At 39.4% G+C, this 23,476-nt stretch carries 22 protein-coding genes and 1 pseudogene; 16 read left to right on the top strand and 7 right to left on the bottom strand.

Annotated features, from left to right (window positions below; genetic code table 11):
* The first annotated feature begins 342 nt into the window (after positions 1-342).
* From ACZZZW_RS11305 to ACZZZW_RS11275, 7 genes and pseudogenes are all read left to right on the top strand, one after another.
* The gene (locus tag ACZZZW_RS11305; RefSeq protein ID WP_463493458.1) at positions 343-1,089 is read left to right on the top strand and encodes a chemotaxis protein CheB; all 747 of its coding nucleotides are present in this window, start codon (positions 343-345) and stop codon (positions 1,087-1,089) included.
* 12 nt (positions 1,090-1,101) lie between these two features.
* A pseudogene (locus tag ACZZZW_RS11300) lies at positions 1,102-1,176 on the top strand (hypothetical protein); the annotation flags it as partial.
* A gap of 42 nt (positions 1,177-1,218) precedes the next feature.
* A complete protein-coding gene (locus tag ACZZZW_RS11295; RefSeq protein WP_463493456.1) occupies positions 1,219-3,279 on the top strand; it encodes a CheR family methyltransferase in 2,061 nt (686 codons plus the stop codon).
* Between the two features lie 5 nt (positions 3,280-3,284).
* Positions 3,285-4,898 carry a PAS domain-containing sensor histidine kinase gene (locus ACZZZW_RS11290; RefSeq protein WP_463493454.1) on the top strand — a complete coding sequence of 538 codons (1,614 nt, stop codon included), beginning with the start codon at positions 3,285-3,287 and terminating at the stop codon, positions 4,896-4,898.
* A 2-nt stretch (positions 4,899-4,900) separates the two neighbouring features.
* Positions 4,901-5,890: a chemotaxis protein CheB gene (locus tag ACZZZW_RS11285; RefSeq protein ID WP_463493452.1), complete on the top strand. Its 990-nt coding sequence runs from the start codon at positions 4,901-4,903 to the stop codon at positions 5,888-5,890.
* Between the two features lie 21 nt (positions 5,891-5,911).
* On the top strand, positions 5,912-6,559 hold the full coding sequence (locus ACZZZW_RS11280) for a response regulator transcription factor (RefSeq protein ID WP_463493450.1): 648 nt from the start codon (positions 5,912-5,914) through the stop codon (positions 6,557-6,559).
* 60 nt (positions 6,560-6,619) lie between these two features.
* Complete coding sequence (locus ACZZZW_RS11275) at positions 6,620-6,802, top strand: hypothetical protein (RefSeq protein WP_463493448.1); 183 nt, start codon at positions 6,620-6,622, stop codon at positions 6,800-6,802.
* A 64-nt stretch (positions 6,803-6,866) separates the two neighbouring features.
* On the opposite strand, the gene ACZZZW_RS11270 is transcribed toward ACZZZW_RS11275, so the two are convergent.
* The 4 genes from ACZZZW_RS11270 to ACZZZW_RS11255 all read right to left on the bottom strand — a co-directional run bounded on the left by ACZZZW_RS11270 (position 6,867) and on the right by ACZZZW_RS11255 (position 11,484).
* Entirely contained in the window at positions 6,867-7,307 is a 441-nt protein-coding gene (locus ACZZZW_RS11270; RefSeq protein WP_463493446.1) for a response regulator, read from the bottom strand.
* Positions 7,308-7,760: 453 nt separating this feature from the next.
* Positions 7,761-8,270: a hypothetical protein gene (locus ACZZZW_RS11265; RefSeq protein ID WP_463493444.1), complete on the bottom strand. Its 510-nt coding sequence runs from the start codon at positions 8,268-8,270 to the stop codon at positions 7,761-7,763.
* Complete coding sequence (locus ACZZZW_RS11260; protein WP_463493442.1) at positions 8,270-9,706, bottom strand: hypothetical protein; 1,437 nt, start codon at positions 9,704-9,706, stop codon at positions 8,270-8,272. Before ACZZZW_RS11260 ends, ACZZZW_RS11265 begins: the two co-directional genes overlap by 1 nt.
* The gene (locus ACZZZW_RS11255) at positions 9,703-11,484 is read right to left on the bottom strand and encodes an O-antigen ligase family protein (RefSeq protein ID WP_463493440.1); all 1,782 of its coding nucleotides are present in this window, start codon (positions 11,482-11,484) and stop codon (positions 9,703-9,705) included. The genes ACZZZW_RS11260 and ACZZZW_RS11255 overlap by 4 nt, the downstream gene beginning before the upstream one ends.
* Before the next feature lie 335 nt (positions 11,485-11,819).
* Here ACZZZW_RS11255 and ACZZZW_RS11250 point away from each other — a divergent pair, with 335 nt between their 5' ends.
* Complete coding sequence (locus ACZZZW_RS11250) at positions 11,820-12,089, top strand: hypothetical protein (RefSeq protein WP_463493438.1); 270 nt, start codon at positions 11,820-11,822, stop codon at positions 12,087-12,089.
* Positions 12,090-12,149: 60 nt separating this feature from the next.
* Positions 12,150-12,536 (top strand): response regulator transcription factor, encoded by a 387-nt coding sequence (locus tag ACZZZW_RS11245; protein WP_463493436.1) that lies wholly within the window; start codon positions 12,150-12,152, stop codon positions 12,534-12,536.
* A gap of 174 nt (positions 12,537-12,710) precedes the next feature.
* Here the strand turns inward: ACZZZW_RS11245 and ACZZZW_RS11240 are convergent, their stop codons facing one another.
* Positions 12,711-13,211: a hypothetical protein gene (locus ACZZZW_RS11240; RefSeq protein WP_463493434.1), complete on the bottom strand. Its 501-nt coding sequence runs from the start codon at positions 13,209-13,211 to the stop codon at positions 12,711-12,713.
* A gap of 264 nt (positions 13,212-13,475) precedes the next feature.
* Between ACZZZW_RS11240 and ACZZZW_RS11235 the strand changes: the two genes are divergently transcribed.
* Both ACZZZW_RS11235 and ACZZZW_RS11230 read left to right on the top strand, forming a co-directional pair.
* Positions 13,476-13,673, top strand: coding sequence for a hypothetical protein (locus ACZZZW_RS11235; protein ID WP_463493432.1), 198 nt, complete (start codon positions 13,476-13,478; stop codon positions 13,671-13,673).
* 242 nt (positions 13,674-13,915) lie between these two features.
* Positions 13,916-14,812 (top strand): SDR family oxidoreductase, encoded by an 897-nt coding sequence (locus ACZZZW_RS11230; protein WP_463493430.1) that lies wholly within the window; start codon positions 13,916-13,918, stop codon positions 14,810-14,812.
* Positions 14,813-14,857: 45 nt separating this feature from the next.
* Here the strand turns inward: ACZZZW_RS11230 and ACZZZW_RS11225 are convergent, their stop codons facing one another.
* A complete protein-coding gene (locus ACZZZW_RS11225) occupies positions 14,858-15,925 on the bottom strand; it encodes a PAS domain-containing sensor histidine kinase (protein WP_463493428.1) in 1,068 nt (355 codons plus the stop codon).
* Positions 15,926-16,498: 573 nt separating this feature from the next.
* On the opposite strand from ACZZZW_RS11225, the gene ACZZZW_RS11220 reads away from it, so the two are divergent.
* The 5 genes from ACZZZW_RS11220 to ACZZZW_RS11200 are packed head-to-tail and all read left to right on the top strand — an operon-like array spanning position 16,499 to position 22,518.
* Entirely contained in the window at positions 16,499-17,476 is a 978-nt protein-coding gene (locus tag ACZZZW_RS11220) for a glycosyltransferase (protein ID WP_463493426.1), read from the top strand.
* A gap of 10 nt (positions 17,477-17,486) precedes the next feature.
* Positions 17,487-19,388 (top strand): glycosyltransferase, encoded by a 1,902-nt coding sequence (locus tag ACZZZW_RS11215; RefSeq protein WP_463493424.1) that lies wholly within the window; start codon positions 17,487-17,489, stop codon positions 19,386-19,388.
* Positions 19,378-19,998, top strand: a complete 621-nt coding sequence (locus ACZZZW_RS11210; protein WP_463493422.1) for a D-glycero-alpha-D-manno-heptose-1,7-bisphosphate 7-phosphatase — start codon at positions 19,378-19,380, stop codon at positions 19,996-19,998. Before ACZZZW_RS11215 ends, ACZZZW_RS11210 begins: the two co-directional genes overlap by 11 nt.
* Positions 19,946-21,448, top strand: a complete 1,503-nt coding sequence (locus ACZZZW_RS11205) for a PfkB family carbohydrate kinase (protein WP_463493420.1) — start codon at positions 19,946-19,948, stop codon at positions 21,446-21,448. The genes ACZZZW_RS11210 and ACZZZW_RS11205 overlap by 53 nt, the downstream gene beginning before the upstream one ends.
* On the top strand, positions 21,448-22,518 hold the full coding sequence (locus tag ACZZZW_RS11200; protein ID WP_463493418.1) for a glycosyltransferase family 9 protein: 1,071 nt from the start codon (positions 21,448-21,450) through the stop codon (positions 22,516-22,518). The genes ACZZZW_RS11205 and ACZZZW_RS11200 overlap by 1 nt, the downstream gene beginning before the upstream one ends.
* On the opposite strand, the gene ACZZZW_RS11195 is transcribed toward ACZZZW_RS11200, so the two are convergent.
* A complete protein-coding gene (locus tag ACZZZW_RS11195; RefSeq protein ID WP_463493416.1) occupies positions 22,496-23,476 on the bottom strand; it encodes a glycosyltransferase family 9 protein in 981 nt (326 codons plus the stop codon). The two genes, ACZZZW_RS11200 and ACZZZW_RS11195, sit on opposite strands and share 23 nt — an antisense overlap.

The following is a 23,476-nucleotide window of genomic DNA, read 5'->3' as shown; positions in this document are numbered from 1 at the left end:
GTTAAAACAAAGAATGTATTAACATTTTTATAAAAAAATCTAGTTAGCGCATCCTCTTCTTTCCCAGCACAATGACAATAATTATCATTTTTAAGTTCTCGATATGTAAACCCGGGCCACTTTTGTTAATTATTTCTGAGGGCAGGATGCGCTTTGACAGCGTTTAAATTTCACTTATATTTATCCCTTTATCATCCTTAAAAAGCCTAACCGGTGCTTTGCCAGGATTGATATCCCCCAGGTTCCGCTAGGGAAGATAATGCAGCCCTGGCAATGTAAAATAGTATCGGCGTTCTCCTTTTCCACTTCCCATGGTAACCGGAAATGCAAAAAATAAATTAAATGCAAGAAAACCAAGATAAGGTCCGGGTAAACCGTTCAGAAAAGCTGAACAGGGAAACGCCACCACACGAAGCATCATTTCCTATAATAGGTATGGGAGGAGCAAGTGGCTCCATATCAGCTTACCAAAAATTCTTCACCCATATGCCCGCGCGTTCGGGAATGGCCTTTGTGGTCATTGTTCATCAAGACAATACCGAAGCGGAAGATTATCCTAAATTGCTCAAGCAATATACCAGTATGCCTGTATTAATCGCTGATGATGGGATGCAAGTGCGCGAAAACCACGTTTACATCATCCCTCCAGGTACTGATATGGGCATACATAACGGCCACCTTTTACTTTTTAACCCATCTAGGCAAAAAGGTGCCCACATGTCTATCGATTATTTTATGCAAAGCCTTGCTGAAGATCAATGGAGCATGGCTGTTGCCATCATCTTTTCGGGCCTGGGTGCTGATGGAGAAACCGGCCTCAGGATGATCAAAGAAAAGCTGGGAATGGCGATGGTGCAAGACCCTGAAACGGCAGAATTTCCGAGCATGCCTTCTGCGGCGATAAAAACAAATATGGCAGATTATATTCTTCCACCGGAAGAAATGCCATTAAAATTGATTCAATACCTAAACCATCCGGCACTTGCCGCCGAAGAAAATTCAGAACTCAGCTCTCCGGTAGCCAACAAAGTTTACATACAAAAAATATTGATGTTGCTGCGTTCGCAAACCGGGCATGATTTCAGTTGATACAAAAAAAACACCATTTCGCGACGGATAGAACGCAGAATAGCTTTTCATCAACTACCTGATTATGAGGGATATGTAAATTATTTAAGGGAAAATCCGGCAGAAATTGATATCTTATTTAATGAACTATTGATTGGCGTAACTAAATTTTTTAGGGATCGCCATGCTTTTGATAGCTTAAAAGAGCATATTAACCGCTTACTGAGCCAGAAAGGCCCTGAAGAACCGATCAGAATCTGGATTGCAGGATGTTCTACCGGGGAGGAAGCGTATTCTGTAGCCATTATCGTTACTGAGTTTTTAGATGACCTTAAATCCAAACGGAAACCCAAGGCACAGATTTTTGCCACAGATCTTGATCCTAATGCCATAGACCATGCACGCGCAGGATTTTATTTTTCAAATATTACTGCCGAGCTTTCTCCACAACAGCTTGAACGCTTTTTTATCAAAAAACCGAATGGATATACGGTAAAAAAGGAAATTCGTGAGATGATTGTTTTTGCACAGCATAATCTGATTAAAGACGCACCATTTACCCGATTAGACCTTTTGTGCTGCAGAAATGTGATGATTTACCTCACCACTGATCTTCAGAAAAAGATTATCCCTGTTTTTCATTATTCCCTGCAACCAAACGGACTTTTATTTTTGGGGCCGGCAGAATCGGTGGGTACTTTTAACGATATTTTTAACAGTCTTGATTCGAAATGGAAAATATTCGAACGGAAAGAAGGTGTAAGCGCGCTCGGAAAAATACTTGATTTCCCCTTCCATATTGCCAACCAGGATAAGCTTGGTAAGCCAGATGGTGCAGCTAAAACAATAGCGAAGACCCCGATGGCCGAAAATTTCAATAAGGTATTGCTGGAGAACTACACCCCTGCTTCATTATTGTTGAACGAAAAAGGCGAAATCCTGTACATCAATGGCAAAACGAACCGGTTTATACAGCTCAATCCCGGCGAGGCGGTGATGAATATACACAGAATGGTGCGCGAGGAGTTGAAATATGTACTTGGAAACGCCATACATCTCTGTTTGATGAACCATACAAGGGTTGAAATCTCAGACATCAAAATCCGTGAAAATAACCGCTCTTACTTAATGGGCTTTTCAGTTGATTATTTAAGCGAGCCCGCCTTACAAGGGCTTTTATTGGTAAGCTTTTATGATAAAGGGCCCGTTAGAAAATCTTTTTCAAGGAAATCCAAATCAACAGGCGACATTAGCGAAGGAGCGGTTGAAGAACTGGAAAAGGAACTTACTTACACTAAACAGCAACTGCACACCACTATTGAGCAAATGGAAACTTCGTTAGAGGAACTTAAATCTACCAACGAAGAATTGCAGAGTACCAACGAAGAACTGCAAAGCACAAACGAAGAGGCTTTAACCACTAAAGAAGAAATGCAATCGCTTAATGAAGAGTTGATGACCATTAATTTGCAGTATCAGAACAAGGCCGAAGAGCTTACACAGCTTAACAACGATATGAAAAACCTGCTGGACAATACGGAAATCGGCACCATATTTCTGGATAACCAGCTTAACATTTTACGCTTTACCCCCCAGGTTACCAGGCTTTTTAATGTGATTGGCAGCGATATCGGTCGGTCCATTACCCATATCGTATCCAATTTCGAATATCCATCAATAGAAATTACAATTAAGGAAGTAATTGAAAGCCTTGCTGGAAAAGAACTCGAAATTAAAACCAAAAACGGCGATTGGTATAATCTGCGCATCATGCCTTACCGTACCATGGATAATTTCATTAACGGGGCGGTACTTACATTTACTAAGATTACGCCAATGAAATCGATGAATGCAAGGATAACGGGATTGTTACAATATGGGCAATTAACTGCCGATCTTCATCCTGAAGCCACTGTAGTGCTTGATGCTGACCGTAAAGTACTGGTATGCAATGAAAAATTTCAGGCCATGTTTAAGATGAAGGAATATGAAATCAGAGAACTTTCTTTTACAGAAATTGTTGTGAATAAATGGCAGATGGATCTTCTCTCCGACAGGCTCTCTGATCCTTCTCCATCAAGTGAAGAAATTTATGTGCAACATCATTTTAATGGAATCGGTACGAAACACTTGGAAATTAAGATTGAAAGAATCATGGAAAAGGGAACAGAGAGTACCCTCATCATGGTGCTAAGTTTTAGGGAAAAATAAAAAGAGTGAACAAAACATCAAAAGAAGTAATCCTTTCGGCACTGCGTACAAAAGCGGAAGAACTGCTCTCTGAGAGGGTATTTAACGGTACTAAGTTACCTGCCGATACTGAAATGGCTGTGCTGCTCAATGAGCTTGAGATCCACGAGATAGAGGTAGATATGCAGAACGATGAGCTTCGCGAATCTTACCGTGCTACTGACCTTGAACGTGAGCGTTTTACAGGCTTTTTTGATGCTGCCCCAATAGGCTATTTTATTCTTGATAACAAAGGGACCATACTTGAGGTTAACCGCAAGGGAATGGACATGCTCTGCTTAAAAAATAATGCCCTTTTGGGTAAACAGTTTTCATTTTGTTTAATGCCTGAGGTGAGGGAGCATTTTTATGCTTTTATGATCAGCCTTGAAAACCAGGAAGCAAACAGCATGTACGAAACGCTTATGTACAACGCACACGAAAAAGTGGTGCATGTGCAAATTGGGGGTGCAGCAATAAAGAATTCATCAACAGGTGTTACCGAATATTATATTACCGTAACAGATATAACAGCTTCAAAAAATGCTGTACAATTACTCAAAGAAACAACAGAACGCCTTAACCAAACTCTCGAAGCATCTTTTACAGGCACCTGGGGCATTTGGCCGGAAAGCAAAAAAGTTTATTTCGATGAGTTTAGCAAAAATATACTTGCAATAGGTCCTAATGATTTCGATGATACTTTAGATGGCCTGTTGCAACTGATCATCAGCGAAGACAGGGATAAAATTAGATCGCTGTGCGAAACTGGCAGTTCCTTACGTGAAATTGATATGGAATTTCGCCTACAATTTAACCATGGACTTATTAAAACCATTATGGCCAAAGGTAGAGAGGTTTCAAAACCTGGAGAAGACAGTTATTTTACTGGTATTTTATTTGATATTACCGAGCGTAAACGTGCTCACGAAGCGGAAGAAATAAATAAACGCCTGCAACAAAAAATGTTAAGCCAGGCTGTATTGGAAGCGCAGGAAAAAGAACGGGCTAAAATCAGTTCTGCCTTACACGATAGTATTTGCCAGTTGTTGTATGGCATCAGGTTTAATATTAACCACCTTAAAAGGGCAGATACTACTCAGCTCAAGGCAGAAATGAGTAATGTAACCAAACTGATTGACCAGGCTATACAGGAGATCAGAGACCTATCTTACGAACTTACACCTTCGATACTTAGGGATTTTGGTTTCATCGCCGGCATCAGGGAAATGTCTCAGCGGTTGAGCAACAGTGCGTTTAAAATTAATAACCAGATCCATATTGATGCCGATAAACTGCCAGAAGATGTACAGTTATACACTTTCCGCATTATCCAGGAACTCATTAACAACAGCATTAAATATTCTGGTGCTACACAGGCCTCCATATCCGTTTGTTCGGAAGCGGAGAAAGTAAATGTAACCGTATGTGACAACGGTAAAGGTATTGACTTGAAAAGCGAAAAGTATTTGCGAAACGGATCGGGCCTAAGGGGGATAAAAAACAAGGTTTCGATGTTAAACGGCACATTTAAGGTTTATAACAATAATGGAGCTTGTTTCAGCATCACTTTCAATCCCTCTGAATTAAAAGACTTTTGATTATGCAAAAAAAAATTACAAATATTATTACCATAGGTGCCTCTGCCGGAGGGTTATCGGCTGTTTCCAAATTACTATCCACACTTCCTGCACAATTGGATGCAGCAGTATTTGTGGTGATCCATCTTGGAAAAGCAGCAATGTTGGATGTAGTATTGAACATGCTGGGCAAAAATTCGGCTTTTCCGATTTCTGTGCCTGAAGATGGTACCCCAATAAAAAACCAACAGATTTACCTGGCACCTGCTGATGCACACATGATGTTGCAAAAAGATGAGATATTGATTAAACGTGGCGCAAGAGAAAACCACTGGCGGCCCTCAATTGATGTACTTTTCCGCACTGCCGCAGCAGCATACGATTCGTGTGTAACAGGCATTATCCTAACAGGACTTTTAGATGACGGAACCTCTGGAATGGCCGCAATAAAAAAATGTGGCGGCCGCTGCATTGTACAGGAACCCGAAGGGGCAGAATTTCCGGATATGCCAAACAATGTGCTCAGCAATATGGAGGTTGATTACCGGGTTCAGATTGAAGAAATGGGCTATATCCTCAGCGATCTGTATTCGAGAAATGAATGTGATATTGCACCCGTACCTGATGAAGTAAAACTGGAGGCAGAAATCACCATGAGGATGTCTACAAGTCTTCCAACCAATTCACAGCTTGGAAAGCCTACGCCATTTACCTGCCCTGATTGTGGTGGTGTACTCACGGAGGTAGAAGATTCAAATGGCATTAAGCACTACCGCTGCTTTACCGGGCATGCGTTTGGCGAGCAATTTTTGGATGATGAATATGCCGATAAAACTGAAGAAACACTTTGGGTAGCCATCAGGATGATGGAAGAGCGGAGAAACTTTAAAAACACGATGCGTAATGGTGGTAACAGCCCTGAATGGGAAGAACGTGACAGGCAACTCCGTGAGCATATAGACAGGTTAAAGGATATCATGCAAAAAGTGGCCAAAGACCGTACAAAAAATTGAACTATTTAAAAAAAAGCAACTTTGAAAATAATACTCGCAGAAGATCACAAAATCGTCCGGAATGGCATTAAAATGCTTTTGGAATCACAAGGAGAAATAACTGTTGTGGCCGAAGCAAACAACGGAATTGAAGTGCTTAAATACTTTAAAGAAGGTGGAGAGGCAGATGTTGTACTTACCGATATCAACATGCCGGAAATGGATGGTATTACATTAATCGGCGAGCTTAAAACTGTTAGTCCGGCTACACAGGTAATGATGCTTTCGATGCTGGATAATGAAAAATACATTGCACAGGCATTTATTGAAGGTGCCCGCGGTTATTTATTAAAAAACATTAGCGAGGAAGAGCTTAATTTTGCACTGCGTTATGTAAGCAGCGGTGGCAGGTACCTGTGTGCAGAACTGTCAGAAAAACTGCTCGATAAGCTAACTTCTAATCCGCTGCAACAAGCTAACGCAGTTGGGCAGAATATAGATTTTTCACTCCGGGAAATGGAAGTGCTGCACCTTATAGCTGAAGGATTTACCAATACCGAAATGGCCGACAAGCTTTTCTTAAGTAAAAGAACGATTGAGGGCCACCGGCAGGCACTTATTGATAAAACCGGAGCAAAAAATACGGCAGCTCTTATACGCTTTGCGGTTATAAACGGTTTTATTAGCTAATAAAAAATATTGAAATCCACCATTTTGTGTTTTACGTATCTAATTTTAAGATACATGACAATGGTGGAAAAGAAAGAGAAATTGGAACTGCTTCTTAACAGGCGTTTAATTTACATGAGTGGCTTTGGCGGACTAACGAATGATGGAAGAATTGTTGACCGCAGGGAATATCCGAATGCGGTACCTATAATGGAATATCCACTATTTGGCATACCCGAAAGCAAAAAAGGACTTGAGAATTAAGTCAAATCTGCCCTCATCCAATTTTCATTCTGTGCAGGCTAAGTGTTTTTAATAATTACGCCTATTACTTCACTTTAACCTTTTTTCTGGAGGCCAATAAGCGTTTTATAGGCATCATTATTTCTTCTATGCTGAAGGGTTTCTCAATAAAACAATCAAATGAGCTACCGTCCAGGTTGAGAATGATTTTACTGTAAGCAGAAATTACAATTACGGGAACCTGGGCTAAATTTATATTTTGCTTAACAGCTTCGCAAATTTCGGCTCCGTTTACTTTTGGCAAATGATAATCAACCAAAATAAGATCAGGATCAAATGCCTCAATATGACTAATATCGGGTGCATCTGCCTCAAAACCGCAGTAAAATCCCAAATCGGTAAAAATATTTGCCAGTACTTCTGAAAGTGCAGCATCGTCTTCTATAATCAACAACCGTTTTGGCGGCCTCCGTTGATATTCTGGTTTTGCAATATATCCAGCTTGTCTTATTGCATTTTGTTTCATGCTGTTCCGTTTGGGTAAACTCTTATCTTCATTTAACGCTGCTGATTATAGTGGAACAGCCTTAACTGATTACCGCTTTTAATCTGATGAATGTTATATAAGGTTTAATCCAATCGCCGAATAAAAAGTTTTATAAATACTGGCTGAGGATAAAAAGACGTGTTAACCGCATGAGCAATAAGTAGTTTACTTGGATATTGAAATGAGGGAAAATTAGGGGCAACTTTTATAAAATTTCTAATTCAAGAAAGAGAAAATGTCTCTTATAACCGAAAAAAAGCATTTATTTTTTTTTAAAAAGAAAGTTTTAATTCATTGCGTGCTGTTTATTATTGAGAATTCTTATCTGTTTGTAATTCGATTTACCTGGTGCACCTGTGTATTTTAAAATATGGTTAAAAAATGAGCGGTATTATAACCGCTCATTTGTTTACTTAATAATTAGATATTTTTTTATGAGAAATCGGTTATTGAAATCAATCTATCCTGCTTTATTATCCATTTCCCATTCTCTTTCTGTAAGAAATAAACTATACTGGATGATGATCCACCACCTGTATCGGCTAATTTCACTATTGAAACTGCTAAATTGCCATCAGCACTCAACATAATTGGTGCGAAGATTAATGTACGTTTCACCTTTCCTTTGTTTTTAAACCATGGTTTACCAGCCGTAGACAAGGAATAGTTCGGAACGGCCGAAGTATCAACGCTGTTCAGAAAATTTTTCCATTCAGCCCTTTTCCAGATATTTGACGCAGATGTATCGATACCATCTGGATTTTTAAAATCGAAATTTCGGATTATATTTTTTTTTGTGCTACCGTAGACGGTATATTTTCCCTCTGACGATAAGCTTTGCTGCACCAGCTTGTGTATCTTATAAAGCTCTTTTTTATCTATTTGTGCTTGCGCCTGTATTCCTATAAGGGATATTAGCAGGCATGTTATGAATATTTTCATTAGCAATCTTTTTTAGTAGTTGATCCTTGTGAGTGTTTTGCTTCTTTAAGTACATTTGATTCAATCCTAGATTTATTCGGTGCAGAACGGTAAGCTTTAGTTTTCATCAAGCCACCCCATGCAAGATCTTTACAATATTCATCTATTGTTAGAGACGCATCTGGTGATGTAATATTGTTTATCCGAGCATAAAAAGCCAACATACCTGCTAATTGTTCAACATATTTCTTCGCAATCAGCTCATGCTGTGCTTGTTCTTTATCTCTTATTTCACCTCCATCCTTCTTATATAGAAGATCATTCGCTTCAAGAAAAGCAGCATATCCTGGTTCATGGGCTTTTGCCATCCCATAAAGGAAATATGCGTGCATGCTTTCGTGGATCATTGTCCTTGCAATTGAAAGGTTAGTGCCGGCATTCAATAATGTTTTATTAAAATCTATGTGTGCACTTCCGTTAAGTCCGTAGGTGTCTGCGTTTGTCTGTGTGATGCTACCGGTATTAGGATCTTCCTCATCCGGAATTTCTTTTTCTCCAATCTTAACATCCCAACCCGGGGTAGTAGCAACCTTTTCAAATATAGCAGATACATTATTCATTCCTGTTTCATAGTTAAAGATTTTCTTCAGGGAAGAAAGAACATTGGCAGATGCCTTCAGGTCTAATAATATACTTTTTAAACAAGGTCTTGCTGAAGTGTCCAATGAGGCTTCTGGAAATTCATAACTGTCTTCACCAGAGATATTACCGCCAATGCCACCTCCTGAACCACCACCTTCTCCATTTCCAGTCCCAGTACCTCCTCCATTATTTCCACCCGGAAGAGAGATAGGGTTAACCGGAAAAGCTGGATCGCCAGGAGTTGTTGGCGGCGGTGGAGTTCCATGGATCGTTACTTCCTCTAAATCAATACCACCACCGTCTGCCATAATCCGGTTCATCGGTGTCAAGCTCTGTAAGGCTGCTATTTTTATCTTTGACTGTTTCATTATCCCCCGGTCGGAATCGTATGCACCTGATGTTAGTAAGCTGCCTGTACTTGAAAACATTTTTACATCAAGCTTATACTGGTCGTTTCTATGATACTTTTTGATAATACCATAAGCTTTTTCACCAATCAAAACTACGTTCATTTCAATATAAGAGGAATCACTAAAGAACATAGGCACGCCTATTACCTTTTGATGATTAGAGTTGTTGCGGTAACGAGCTTTTGTCCACATTGGATTATACTCCCTAATATTTAAATCATTTGGTAAAGCTGCCCTAACAACTTTAAGCTGGTCCTGCCTCCATTGTTTTGCAGCAGCGAGTAGGTCGGTGTTGATTGGTTGTTCAGCCTGTGCGTTGGAGGAGTCTTTCCTGCAGGCATTGATTCCTAATAGCAAGGTAATCAAAATGCTAAATAGTACATAAAATTTAGATCTGTTTTTCATTTTTTTTGGATTTTGTATTTAAGTATAGAAGATTGTGTTTCTTTTTTTATAAATAGTGCTTCATGATTCTTGATCTTAATAGGTGTATACTTGATCTCTTTAGCTGTATTAAGGTATCTTTCCCAATTTCCTGTTTTCTCATATAGCTTAAAAAGAGCGAATTTCTGGCTTAACATACATGGAATCATATAGGTGGATCTTTTAAAATATGTCTCTGCCTGCTTATAGTGCCCTATATTTTCATATGCTTGACCGAGCTGATTGTTTACCAAAACATTATCCCCTAGCCTCCTGCATTGAGTTAGGATATTGATTGCCTCAATCGTATGGCCATGCCTTAACAGTTCTGCTCCGTAATTGTACATAAATGGCCAATTGGAAGCCAGATCAGCAGCAATGCGATTATATTCTTTCAGTGCTTGGTATTCATTATAATCCCACATAGCACTTGCAGCCTTCCACTGTTTTATTGAACTAATGAAATGGAAAGTTGATATGAATATAAATATGTATATAGGAATGATCATCCAGCCCATATTTCGAGCAATAGATTTTATATAAATAGTTTTTGTAGGTATAAGTGCAAGTAGTGCAAAAAATACACAGCAATTGGTATCCACAGCAAAAGGATAAGAAAAAAGTGAAAATATTAAAATTGAAAAAACTGAAAGATGTAGGGGGATGAATTTCCGTCCTGCGCAACGTATAGTCCTTATCAACTGTAATATAATCTTAACAAAAAGAAATAGGCCAAAAATACCACCCTCGATCAATATTCTTAAAAATTCGTTAAAAGGGACATATACTGGTCCAGCCAACATTTTTTCTGTAGATGTTCCCATCGATAATTGAAAATATTCGCCTTGGTATGTGTTATAATTTGCCATAAAAGCACCTGAACCATGGCCAAAGATTGGTCTTTCCAGAAACATCTGAATGCTTACCTTCCATATCAAGATCCTGCCTTGTACAGAAAGTGGATTTAATTTATACAATTGAAACAGTAGTAAAACAGTTACGCAAATAATCAAACTTGGTATTATATACACAAGCCTGTTTTTAATGATTTTTGACCACGGAAAATAACATATAATCAAAGGTATAGCTGAAGCGATGTATGCAGCCCTTGAAAAACTTAGATATAATGTTACAGCTAAAAAAAAGATAAAAATACCTTTAATCCATTTTGACAGGTGGACTGGCAAATTTAAGGTAACTACTAGAGGGATGACGCTGGCCATAAAACCACCTAAAGACCCAGGATTAACAAAAAAACCACTAACTATAGCCAGATTGTTAGAATGTGATATAATTCCAAAAAACTGTAATGCTACAAGTATTACATTTGTGAAAGCAACTAAAAGAATTACATTGATTACCTTCAGACTTAACTGATCTCGTCTACATGTAATCCTGATTGTAGTGTAAATGCAAGCATAAGAAATATAGTTATATAATAGTGATTGATTGACAAAAGGATACGTGTAGTTTATTGTACGGTATAAAAAATACCCAATGTAAAACATTACATAAACATCAAGTATATTAATTGAGATGAATCCTGTTTTAAAAAGTGTAAAAAAACTAATTATAGCTCCAATCGTTAAACATGTTAATTGAAAGATCGGAGAATGCAATTGTTTGCCAAAGATATCACTCTCCAAATTAAATGAAAAAGAAGATATTAGGCATGCAGCAAATGCAACAGTGAATCTATTTTTTTTTAAGTAAAGTAAACTTTTAATAGAGAAAATATTTATGTATGATTTATCATGCATTTAAGTATTAATTAATGTTGTCAAAATGACAAATATAAAATATTTAAGTGTAATATTAAAACTCATAAAAATCGAATTAGTTAGATTGTTCTTAAACTCTAGTATTAATTAATCTATTTTGTCCTTGAAAATTAAAATCAAGAGAACTTAAGGTTGCAACTTTTTCATATGAAATAAGTTTATTATATCTTCTCTTACCTTTAACTACCAGGGCTACATATTAAGAGATTATAAAATGCAACCTATTATCTCATCTATAATCCTCACCACAAACCTTTTTTCTCAAGCATAAAACTTTAGTCTTTTTTTCATTGTTATCTTTTAAAAGTATAGATATGGCAGATACAGATTATAACGAAGAACAAACCGAGCAAAATAATGGGAGAAAAGATCCCGACCAGTTAAGCCAGATTGCACTTGGCAATGATGCTGTAGAAATTACTCCTGAGCGCAACAACAATGATCTTTTAAGTGTACCAAAAACTTCGGGTACCGGATCTAATCCAACCGCAGCAGCTCCTGAATCACTTATTGTACATGATGACAAAACAGGAAAAGAAAGATATGAGGATGGTACAAAAGATAAACCTGCTGATGATGAATAGTATCAACAGGCATTTCTTATCTAATCACACAAATCCCATACAAAACACTATAATTTCAATATGAACAAATTAATCGGAATTCTTGAAGATGATGAAGGCATACGGGATATATTAAATTTTCTTCTCACAGAGGAAGGCTACCAGGTAGAATGCTATAGCACAGTGAATAATTTTCTTACTAAAAAAGACTCAGAACCAGATCTTTTTATTTTAGATGTGATGCTTCCTGATGGTAACGGACTGGAAGTTTGCAGACTGCTAAAATCGACACCAAATACCAGTAACACACCTGTAATTATGATGAGTGCACATGCCGATCTGCAACGCATGAACAGCGGTTGCAAGGCAGAAGAATTTGTGATAAAACCCTTTGATATTTTTGCACTGCTCGAAAAAATCCGTCAATTGATTGATAAAAATCCAAAGGAAAATATAGCCTTAAGTTAAAAGCATACTATAATTGTCAACATTGATCTATCATCCTGAGCCTGTCGAAAAACTTAGTTAAAAATGCTTTAAAGTGTTTCGGCAGGCTCAAAATCACAACATTACGTTAAGTTTCCATTATGATGATATTCTATTTTGGTTTACTAAACGATTTGTAGTGGAAATTTTAAAATGTCATTTTAATAATTGCAATTCATTTAAATCTGTTGTCCAGTAATGCAGCTTTTTTTCGGCCCAAACTCTTAAATCTGCATTCTCCAAACCGGTAGAACCCGTTGCCTTTACATGATAGCCTATAATTTTTTGGTCAGAATCAATTAGTAATATTTTTAAATCGGCTAACCTTACCGAATCCTGACTGCGAAGAAGATTAAGTTTTTGAATATGTTCTTGCTGAAGCGGAGGCTGTTGCTGAATATTTGCGTTTGCAGCTAACTCTTTAAAATAGGCTTCACTATCTGTTGCTCTTTTATACCCCAAGCTATTGATATCTTTCCGGTTTGGGATTTTTTGCAATTCGAGATTCAATTGTTGCTGGTAACGCATTTCCGGATAAACGGAATCAATAAACTGATCATCGCGCATGGCAAATTCCGATTCATCGTGCTTGCAACTATATATAAGCGGTGCAATGGTTAGCAATAAACAAAAGCTTAATTTTTTAGCGGTTTTCATTAAGTAATAATAGTAATGGTGATACAGCTGTAGCCGGCACAAATTATTCAGGCAAGAGCAATTTGGTTTAACACCTATAAAACAAAGTGAAAACAGCGAAGGTTTGAAAAAAGATATCGCAAAATATCTGAAAGGTTACTTATATCTACAAAATAATAATTGCTGCATAACTGGCGGAAGATGAATATAAGCTTTGCTAAAAACACTAAACTTTAACAAAAGAACTATTGTTTTATAAGTGGTATTAACAAAAACCCAATACTTATGAAAAAACTTATGATGATGATGCTTGCACTTACGATCAGTGTGGCCTCAATTGCACAAACCCGTCAGGACACTACAAAAAAGAAAACGGAGAAAACTAAACCTGCTAAAAGCAAACAGTGGCCGTCTAAAAAAGACAGCAGTAAGCGCGATACCCTTAAAAGGGATACCACGCGTAAAACAACTCCACCATTTTAAAGAAAAGCCCATTATTGGGCTTTTCTTTTTCAATTTTTTATTGGTGTAAATTCTGCTTCAATTTTACATTATGGACGATTCTATGCACAGTTTTTATTAGATCTGCTATTCCAATTTCGTTCACATCAAAACCGTATAAATACCTAAGAAGTGATTTATACTTATTTTAAAAAAAACAAAAAACTCCATACCATCAGGGGCTGTTAAACCTTAAACAACATTTAACCTTAGTACATTAAATTATGGAAAACAATCAGCAATTATCAGATAATCCAACAGAAAAATATCCAAACCCGCCATTCCCACGCCAGGATCAGCCAATACCTGGAACAGAAAGTGAGCTCGAACCTAAAGCAGATCACGGAGAGGAATCATATAGAGGCAGTGGTAAGCTTGAAGGAAAAAGAGCGATTATTACCGGTGGCGATTCGGGCATCGGGCGGGCAGTAGCAATTGCATTTGCCAGAGAGGGTGCCGATGTATTAATCAGTTATCTGGATGATTTAGAAGATGAAGATGCAAAGTTTACCGCTGATTTGGTTGAAAAAGCTGGACGGAAATCGGTTTTGGTCAAGGGAGATATTCAAGAGGAAGAACATTGCCAACATATTATAGATACGGCCGTTAAAGAACTGGGGGGAATCGATATTCTGGTTAACAATGCAGCCTTTCAAATGGCACGGGCAGAACTAAGTGATATTACCGCTGAGGAATGGGACAAAACTTTCCGCACCAACATTACGGCAATGTTTTACATGTGCAAAGCTGCAGAACCCCATCTTAAACCTGGCAGCAGTATCATCAACACCACATCTGTAAACGCTTATTCTCCGAGCGAGCAATTATTGCCCTATGCAGCAACAAAAGGAGCAATTCAGAACTTTACAGCCAACCTGAGCCAGATACTTTTATTAAAAGGTAAAGGAATCAGGGTAAATGCGGTTGCACCCGGACCAATATGGACACCCCTGATTCCTTCAACAATTCCAAACCATGAGGAGTTTGGTAAAGATACCCCAATGGGTAGGGCCGGTCAGCCCGCCGAGGTAGCACCAGCCTATGTATTTTTAGCCTCGCAGGAAGCCAGTTATATTGCAGGGGCAACCATCCCGGTAACCGGCGGACGGATAACCATTTAGTACCATATATTGAATTTCCATGCTTGATTGCTTATCGAATAAGCATCAGGCTTTTGGAAGTTCAATATAAAATTTTGTTCCATTATTTTCTTCACTTTCAAACCAGATTTTTCCTTTGTGCCATTCTACAATTGTTTTGATGATGGACATACCAAGGCCTGTAGATTGTTCACCATTTAATCCGCTCCTGCGGGCTTCGGTAAATTTATCAAAAAGTTTTTCGTGGTATTTCCGCGGAATTCCAATGCCGTTATCACTTACCGTAACCAATACCTGTTTTTTATTGTCCTGAATGTAAATTTCAATAAAACCATCTTTAGGCGTAAACTTTAATGAGTTGGAAACCAGATTGTTAATTACCTGCATAAATTTATCTTCATCAATTTCAGCAAAAATCCGTTCTTTATTCGAGTGGCACGAAAACTTTACCCTTAACCCTTCCATCATATCGAAATATTCTTGAGTGGCCATAGAAATTTTGCTCACCAGCTCTACCCTCTTCTTCACCAGCTCTACACCTGCACTTTCCAAAAATTCCTGATTTAGGAAATCGCGGATCAGTTTCAGGCTTTTTTTGGTAATCCTGTCAATTAGGGCAAGATAACGGCTAAGGGCAGGATCTTCAGATCTTTTGGCATCTTTGGCAAGCATATCCGAAATATTTCCAATCGCCCCGATGGGGCCGGCAAGATCGTGTGCCAGAATATTTAATATGGAGTTTTTTTTGCTGTTATGGTTGTTTAGCGTATCTGCATTTGCTTTATAGTTGGTAATATCTTCGGCAGTACCGATTAAGAGATGTTCGCCATCATCATTAAATAAATAAGGAGTGGTATTTAACCAACGTTCATTTTTTCCACGTTGTATTCTGCATTCAACATCACTTACAGCTTTTCCATCATTACACTCTTTTAATTTAAAAAGTACATAGCGCCTGTCTTCAGGATGTACCATATGCAATAAAAATTTAGATCTTATCTCTATTGATTCCAGTCCAAAAAAATTCAAGCACGAAGGGTTCATATAAACAAACCGGTCTTGTTTCATATCAAATATGAAGAATAATCTGTGCGATCGATTAGCGAGATGAGTCAATAGTTTTGAAATTTCCATTAAATCAGGGAAACGTTATAATCCGTCAGGCGCTTCAATTACAATTTAATATTTTTTTCAAACATCGGCACCCTTGCCCACAGCTCAATTAACTATTCAATACTCAATAATACCTTTTAATAACCCATAAAAGCAACAATGCGGTTTACCGCAGCCTTTTTTCGGGTAGTTAACCCCTCAAAACAGGAGGAAATACAAAATCTTACAAAAAAAAATAGAGATGAACGATCAGCCAAAGCTCCAATCAGTTTATCAATTCTAACCAATTGAATTACATTTTTATGCCTTGCTGCACTTATTCAACGTTTGAGTAAATTTTGGCATCCCTTTATCTAATCCTTTGATAAAATTATTCCGGTGTATTGCAATACATGAACGCGCTGCAATTTGCGTAAAACCACGACGCAAAACTGTTCTAAACAAGGGTTTACAAGCAGCACATACAGGTATTTTTCCGGGCTAAAACAGGTATTTGCACAACGAACAATACACCAAGAAGTGCAGTTATTTAAGCATCAACCCTTAAGACGATCATTTTGGGTGTTAAAAAAGCAATCAAAATAGACCATAATTATGCAAGATACCAACAGGATAAAAATTTTTACATGGCACATCCATGGCAGTTACCTATTTTACCTTTCACAAGGGGATTATGATATTTATATTCCTGTAAATGAAACTAAGAGTGAGGGTTATGTTGGCCGCGGAGAAACTTTTCCATTTGGTAGCAATGTAATAGAAATCCCGGCGGCACAGGTGCGGGAGCTGGATTTCGACATCATCTTGTTTCAAACTGATGAAAATTACCTAAGGGATCAATTTGAGGTACTTTCTGAAGCGCAACGCAGCCTGCCAAAAATATACCTGGAGCACGATCCACCGTGGGACCATCCTACCGACGCGCGGCATCCGGTAACCGACCCATCTGTTACGCTAGTACACGTTACGCATTTTAACAGTTTAATGTGGCATAGCCCCGGATTGCAAACGCTGGTAATTGAACATGGCGTAACAAGCAGTAAGCACCTTTATAAAGGCAGCCTTGAACGTGGAATTGTAGTAATTAATAATTTACCTGCCCGCGGCCGCCTGTTAGGCTTCGATATTTTTGAAGAATTAAGTAAAACCATACCGCTTGATCTGGTGGGTATGGGTGCTGCAGCATATGGCATCGGTGAAGTGCTTCATCCGCAGCTTCCTGAGTTTATTTCCAATTACCGTTTCTTTTTTAATCCCATCCGCTATACCAGCCTTGGCCTGGCAGTATGTGAGGCAATGATGCTGGGTATGCCAATCATCGGCCTTGCCACTACAGAAATGTCGGTTACTATAAAAAACGGTTATTCGGGGTTTGTCCGTACCGATATTGAGATGTTAAAAAGAGATATGGAATTGCTACTGGAAAACCCCGAGCTTGCCAAAAACATGGGCAACAATGCACGTAAAACAGCAGAAGAACGCTTTGGTATTGAAAGGTTTACCCACGAATGGCATAGGCTGTTTGAAAAAGTAAGGGCGAAGAAGCTTATAGAAAAAACTAATCACATCTAAAACTATACCTATGACTAACAGAATTGCATTTATAAGTGAACATGCTTCACCCCTTGCCCTACTTGGGGGAAAAGATAATGGCGGCCAAAATGTTTATGTTGCAGAAATTGCAAGGCAGCTGGGCGAGCAGGGCTATCAGATAGACATTTTTACACGCAGGGAAAACATCGTTTCCAAAGAAGTAAATACTTTTTGTACGAATGTACGTGTCATCTTGGTAGATGCAGGCCCTAAAGAGCAAATTGATAAGGAAGACTTGCTACCCTATATGAAGGATTTCAGAAAGGAGATGGAATATTTCATCAAGCGCAACAAAATATCGTACCGGCTTATCCATGCCAATTTCTGGATGTCGGGACTGGTGGCCATGGAACTGAAGGAGCGGCTGGATATCCCATTTGTAATTACCTTCCATGCGCTTGGCCATATCAGAAAAATCCATCAGAAGGAAATGGACCGTTTCCCGCCTGAGCGTGTTGATATTGAACGTGCCATTGTGCAGCAGGCCGACAAGATCATTGCAGAATGCCCACAGGATGAAGAAGATTTACGCACTTATTACCGTGCTGATCCTGAAAAAATGGTGATGATTCCTTGTGGTTTCAGTCCTGACGATTTCTACCCAATCGCAAAGCCTACGGCAAAAACCCTGCTCGAAATAGGTGACGAAGAAAAAATAGTGCTACAGCTGGGCAGGATGGTTAAGCGTAAAGGTATCGACAACGTTATCCAGGCTTTTGCAAAAGTTAAAACCGACCATAAATTGCGCCTGATAATTGTGGGGGGCGAACAGGATTCACTAGGTAAAGATCCCGAACTGGAAAGATTGAAAGCATTAGTCAGGCAGCATGGCATTGAAGGTTCAGTTGATTTTGTTGGCCAGAAAAACCGCGGATTGTTAAGGTATTACTATAGTGCGGCCGACATTTTCATTACTACACCATGGTATGAACCATTTGGCATTACCCCAATTGAAGCCATGGCCTGTGGCACCCCGGTTATCGGATCGGCTGTAGGTGGCATTAAATTTACCGTTAAAGATGGCCATACGGGCTATTTGGTTCCGCCAAATCAGCCTGAACTACTGGCAAAAAAAATAGAACAATTGTTGTCTGATTCAGCTTTACTCAATGAAATGTCGGATAATGCCATCCGGCATGTACAGGAAAATTTTACATGGAAAAAAATCGCCTTGCAACTGCACGATTGCTATCAGGGCATTCACGCCAATCAACATAAAATGCAGCAGCAGGAGTTCGAAATGATACAACAAGCTTTTGAAGAAGGAGCCAAAACTTTTGAGCGCACTTCCAGATTGTTAAGTACAAAAGTTGCATTGGCTGGCGAAATGATGAGCAGGGCATTAAAAGCAGGTCATAAAATTCTGGTTTGCGGAAACGGGGGCAGTGCGGCCGAAAGTCAACATTTTGTAGCGGAGTTGGTAGGCCGTTTTGAAGTACCTCACCGCAAAGGGCTTCCGGCAATATCCCTCAATTCAGATATGGCTATTATAACAGCCTGGGCAAACGATTTTGGGTATGATGATGTTTTTGCCAGGCAGGTACAAGCTTACGGAGAGCAGGGCGATGTATTGCTTTGCCTGAGCACAAGCGGTAATTCGGATAACATTATAAAGGCAATGCAAATGGCAAATAAGAAAGGAATCTGTTGCATTAATATGTTAGGGAAAGATGGTGGGCGCGCAGCAAGCTATGGCGAATTGAATCTCGTGGTTCCATCTAACAGCACCCAACGCATACAGGAAATGCACCTTCACCTGGTTCATCTGCTTTGTACAATAATTGAAAATAGAATGTTTAATGTAGCATTTACCAACAAAACTGCGGCTAAAGAACAACTTTTGCCAGCATTATCAAAGCCTGAAACAGTTTTTAACAGTTATGGCAGCTAAATGTGCAATTTTTTTGGATAAAGACGGAACACTTATTCCCGATATCCCATACAATGCAAACCCGGATCTGATCAGCCTGGAAAAAAACGTGGGCGAAACCCTTGCAATGCTCTCCGGGCATTTTAAGCTCATCGTAATATCGAATCAGAGCGGACTTGCATTTGGCTATTTCAATGAAAATGACTTGCAAAAGGTAGAAAAACGCATGGCAGCACTTCTGTATGATTATGGAGTAAACTTAAGCGGTTTTTATTTCTGTCCGCATCACCCTGATGGTAGTGTTTCACATTGTGCAAAATTATGCAACTGCAGGAAACCCAATCCGGGCTTAATTATCAGGGCTGCAAACGAACACCAGATTTCGCTTAACGGCTCATGGATGATTGGAGATATTCTGAATGATGTAGAGGCCGGGAAAACTGCCGGATGCAGATCGATATTAATTGATAACGGAAACGAAACCGAATGGGATATGGCAGATGCGCCTCAACGTATTCCAGATTTTATCGCTGGTGATTTTGCTGCTGCAGGCGAATATATCTTAAAAAACCTAAAACATGAAAACCATTTCAACCCCATACCAACAAATTTTAAAGCACTTCAGAAATAAAAAAATACTGGTTATCGGAGATTTGATACTCGATCGATACCTGCAAGGTAACTGTAGCCGCGTAGCACCTGAAGCGAGCGTTCCGGTAATCGATTTGAATTTAAACAGCGCCTGCCCCGGCGGTGGGGCCAACGTTGCTGCCAACCTGCGCGCATTAGGTGCCGAGGTAATGTTATGTTCGGTAACCGGCAACGATAGCCACAGCGAAACGCTTTTAGCACTACTTAAAAACCTCAATATAAATACGGGTTTAATCATTAATGATAATCAGCGGGCCACACTTTGCAAAACAAGGGTGAGTTCTTCTACACAATTAATTGTGCGTTATGATGAAGGAAGCTGTGAGCCTGTTGCAGCGGCTACATGCAAACAACTTATCAGCAATATAAAAAAAGTTTTTAAGCAGGTGGATGCAATATTTATTTCCGACTATGAAAAAGGAGTAATTACCAATGAACTGATTGATGGCTTGCGATTACTTGACGAAAGCAATAAAAAAATAATTGCGGTTGATGCAAAAAATTTAACCCGGTATACTATGCTTAAACCCACACTGATTAAGCCAAATTATATAGAAGCATTAGCATTATGCCAATTAAATGGCGTTAACCTTAACCGTGCAGAACAGGTAAAAAATTGGGGCGAATGCCTGTATAAGCACAGCGGTGCAAAAAACATCCTGCTCAGCATGGATGAGGAAGGTGTTTGCTGCTTCGAAAAAGGTAGTTTCAGTTTTCATCATCCGGTGCCAAAGGTGATAAATCCACAGGTAAGCGGTGCCGGCGATACTTTTTTAGCCACAGCACTAATGGCTTTGATCAGCGGTGCCGACCTTGCCTGCGCCACCACCCTCGCCGTATGTGCAGCCTCAGTTGTAATCAACCAGCCCCATACTGCCGTATGTAGCATTAAACAACTGGAAGACCATTTTAGCGAAAAACCCAAATTATTAAGCAATAAAAAGGAAATTAAAGAACTGATTGACAGTTACAAAGCACAGGGAAAACGTATTGTATTTACAAATGGTTGCTTCGATATTCTGCATAGTGGCCATGTGAGTTATTTAAAAGGATCAAAAGCGGAAGGCGATATTCTAATTGTAGGACTGAACAATGATGATAGTATAAAAAGGTTAAAAGGGCTTCAACGCCCAATTAACTCATTAAACGACCGGATTGAAGTACTTTCTGAGCTATCATGCATTGATCATATCATTCCGTTTGGAAAAATGGACGATGATACGCCTGTTCCGCTCCTTAAACAGATCCGCCCGCATGTTTTTGTTAAGGGTGGCGATTACCGCCATAAATTTTTGCCCGAAGAGGAGATTTTACGCAATATTGGCTGCAAAATCGTTTTTCTTCCAACGGTGGCAAACAGGTCGACAACCAATGTAATCAGCAAAATTAAGCAGAACTTAACGCTTTTTAACTCCAATACCGTAAATTAATGGAATGGAAATCATGTAAGAAAATATTGGTTATCCGGCCAGATAATATGGGCGATTTGCTGATGTCGGCCCCTGCGATCAGGGCTTTGAGCGAAAGTTTTAAATGTGATATTACCCTGCTTACCTCCACCATGGCATTGGAAGCTGCATCACTTTTACCCTGGATAAATGAGGTGATATGCTATGATTTCCCCTGGATAAAAACCGCAAATGCTTTACCCTACGATGCATTTTCAGATGCAATTGCAACGATCAGGTCGCGGGATTTTGATGGTTGTATCCTGTTCAATGTTTCCAGTCAGAATCCTGCCCCATCAATAATGATGGCTTTTATGGCAGGGATCCCATTGCGGGCGGCCTATTGCAGAGAAAACCTTTATGGCCTGCTTACCCATTGGTTGCCAGATCCTGAGCCCTATTTTGAAATTACACACCAGGTAGCGCGTGATTTAAAACTTTGCGCTTTTATTGGTGCCACCACATCAGATCAAAAGATTAGGATCGCTGTTCAGAAAGATGCCGCAAATGCCAAATTAAATGAGCTTGGACTGAAAAAACATGGCTTTTTTATCTTCCACATAGGTGTTTCTGAAGAGAAACGGCAGTTTCCAGAAAAAGAATGGATAAAACTGGCAAAACTGGTGGCCAGTAAATACGACCTCCCTATTTTATTAAGCGGAAACAGCAAAGAGCGAGAAACAATAGAAAATATTGCTGTAAAAATAGGTAATTGTGCCATTGTTGTTGCGGGAATGTTTAATTTAAAAGAACTTACCTCCTGTATTGCAATGGCCAGAGCAATGGTTAGCGTTAACACGGGCCCTATGCACCTTGCTGCCGCGGTTGGCACGCCAGTACTTGCCTTATATGCAAGAACCAACCCTCAACACAGCCCGTGGATGGTACCTTGCAGGGTTATCGAATTCGATGTTCCCAAAGCCTTACAAAGCAGCAACCAGGTGTTACGTTTTCAATCAGAAAAAGCTTATCCTTTACCAGCAACAGTTCCAGATGCAAAAAAAATACTAAGTGCTTTTGAAGATTTACTTAATGAGACAGCATCTGTTTAACAGCCTCTTCTACCAATGCGTAATCCGGTGTTTTTGTCCAATCAATGGTTGTATGTATAGTGGTATCAAGCGGGCCCCATCGCTCTGGTTCGCCGTCCATACTCATTACAACACTTTTTACCTTAAGGGCAACAGCCAGATGAGATATTCCTGTACAGTTCGATATCAATCCACCCGAGCGTTTGAGCAATGCCCCTAACATGCCCAGATCGGTTTTACCGGCCAGAATTATTGGTTTCTGTTCCATCAAAGCTGCTACCTGGTTAATAATTCCGAGTTCTTCAGCTGTTCCGGTAAGTACAACCTGGAAAGAATGTCTGGCACAATAATCTGCAATACCCGCAAAATTAGCGGGTGGCCATTGGCGCCAGGCACCACGCGAACCACAATGCATACAGATATAACCTTCGCCAACATTTAACTTATTAAGCCTTTCAAAATCAGCCTGATGCAGCGGAAAAAACATTTCTTTTGTTGCCAGTGGTATGCCCAGGTGCTGCATTAAAGCAAGGTGCCTTAAACTTTCGTGCCCGTAATTGGGATAAAGCATTAATAAAGGATTGGCTGCAAGCTCGCCAGCATCAATCGCAAATCCGGCAAGCAGGGACTTCCCCGAGCATTTTTTGAGCATTGCGTTCACAATGGTTCCATTTCCCTGCATTTGCAAAATCAGATCAAATTCCTCAAGCGCAATATCATTACAAAATCGATTAAACCTGTTTTCATCAAATGGAATTTCGGGCAATCCCGGATAACCCGGAAATTTAATAAAACGATCAAACAGTTCACTGTAACGTTCAATTAAGCTCCTGGAAGAGGGCAGCCCTATAAAAACAATTTCTGCATCTGGATAGGCCAAACGAAGATTTTTAAACGCCGGCATGGCACACAACAAATCTCCAAGCTGTAAAGCCCTGAATATCCCGATTTTTCTCAATTGCAATAAAGCCAGCTCCAT

This window comes from Pedobacter sp. AC379 (assembly GCF_979258145.1).
Note: the sequence above shows the minus strand (reverse complement) of the source record. Positions and strands in the feature narration are given on the sequence as shown.

Excerpts from the sequence above, each read along its gene's own strand:
- ACZZZW_RS11270 (WP_463493446.1), bottom strand. The coding sequence starts at position 7,307 with ATGAAACAAAATGCAATAAGACAAGCTGGATATATTGCAAAACCAGAA.
- ACZZZW_RS11220 (WP_463493426.1), top strand. The coding sequence starts at position 16,499 with ATGCAAGATACCAACAGGATAAAAATTTTTACATGGCACATCCATGGC.
- ACZZZW_RS11250 (WP_463493438.1), top strand. The coding sequence starts at position 11,820 with ATGGCAGATACAGATTATAACGAAGAACAAACCGAGCAAAATAATGGG.
- ACZZZW_RS11255 (WP_463493440.1), bottom strand. The coding sequence starts at position 11,484 with ATGCATGATAAATCATACATAAATATTTTCTCTATTAAAAGTTTACTT.
- ACZZZW_RS11215 (WP_463493424.1), top strand. The coding sequence starts at position 17,487 with ATGACTAACAGAATTGCATTTATAAGTGAACATGCTTCACCCCTTGCC.
- ACZZZW_RS11305 (WP_463493458.1), top strand. The coding sequence starts at position 343 with ATGCAAGAAAACCAAGATAAGGTCCGGGTAAACCGTTCAGAAAAGCTG.
- ACZZZW_RS11205 (WP_463493420.1), top strand. The coding sequence starts at position 19,946 with ATGAAAACCATTTCAACCCCATACCAACAAATTTTAAAGCACTTCAGA.
- ACZZZW_RS11240 (WP_463493434.1), bottom strand. The coding sequence starts at position 13,211 with ATGAAAACCGCTAAAAAATTAAGCTTTTGTTTATTGCTAACCATTGCA.
- ACZZZW_RS11195 (WP_463493416.1), bottom strand. The coding sequence starts at position 23,476 with ATGGAGCTGGCTTTATTGCAATTGAGAAAAATCGGGATATTCAGGGCT.
- ACZZZW_RS11225 (WP_463493428.1), bottom strand. The coding sequence starts at position 15,925 with ATGGAAATTTCAAAACTATTGACTCATCTCGCTAATCGATCGCACAGA.
- ACZZZW_RS11200 (WP_463493418.1), top strand. The coding sequence starts at position 21,448 with ATGGAATGGAAATCATGTAAGAAAATATTGGTTATCCGGCCAGATAAT.
- ACZZZW_RS11230 (WP_463493430.1), top strand. The coding sequence starts at position 13,916 with ATGGAAAACAATCAGCAATTATCAGATAATCCAACAGAAAAATATCCA.
- ACZZZW_RS11245 (WP_463493436.1), top strand. The coding sequence starts at position 12,150 with ATGAACAAATTAATCGGAATTCTTGAAGATGATGAAGGCATACGGGAT.
- ACZZZW_RS11265 (WP_463493444.1), bottom strand. The coding sequence starts at position 8,270 with ATGAAAATATTCATAACATGCCTGCTAATATCCCTTATAGGAATACAG.
- ACZZZW_RS11285 (WP_463493452.1), top strand. The coding sequence starts at position 4,901 with ATGCAAAAAAAAATTACAAATATTATTACCATAGGTGCCTCTGCCGGA.
- ACZZZW_RS11210 (WP_463493422.1), top strand. The coding sequence starts at position 19,378 with ATGGCAGCTAAATGTGCAATTTTTTTGGATAAAGACGGAACACTTATT.
- ACZZZW_RS11235 (WP_463493432.1), top strand. The coding sequence starts at position 13,476 with ATGAAAAAACTTATGATGATGATGCTTGCACTTACGATCAGTGTGGCC.
- ACZZZW_RS11260 (WP_463493442.1), bottom strand. The coding sequence starts at position 9,706 with ATGAAAAACAGATCTAAATTTTATGTACTATTTAGCATTTTGATTACC.
- ACZZZW_RS11275 (WP_463493448.1), top strand. The coding sequence starts at position 6,620 with ATGGTGGAAAAGAAAGAGAAATTGGAACTGCTTCTTAACAGGCGTTTA.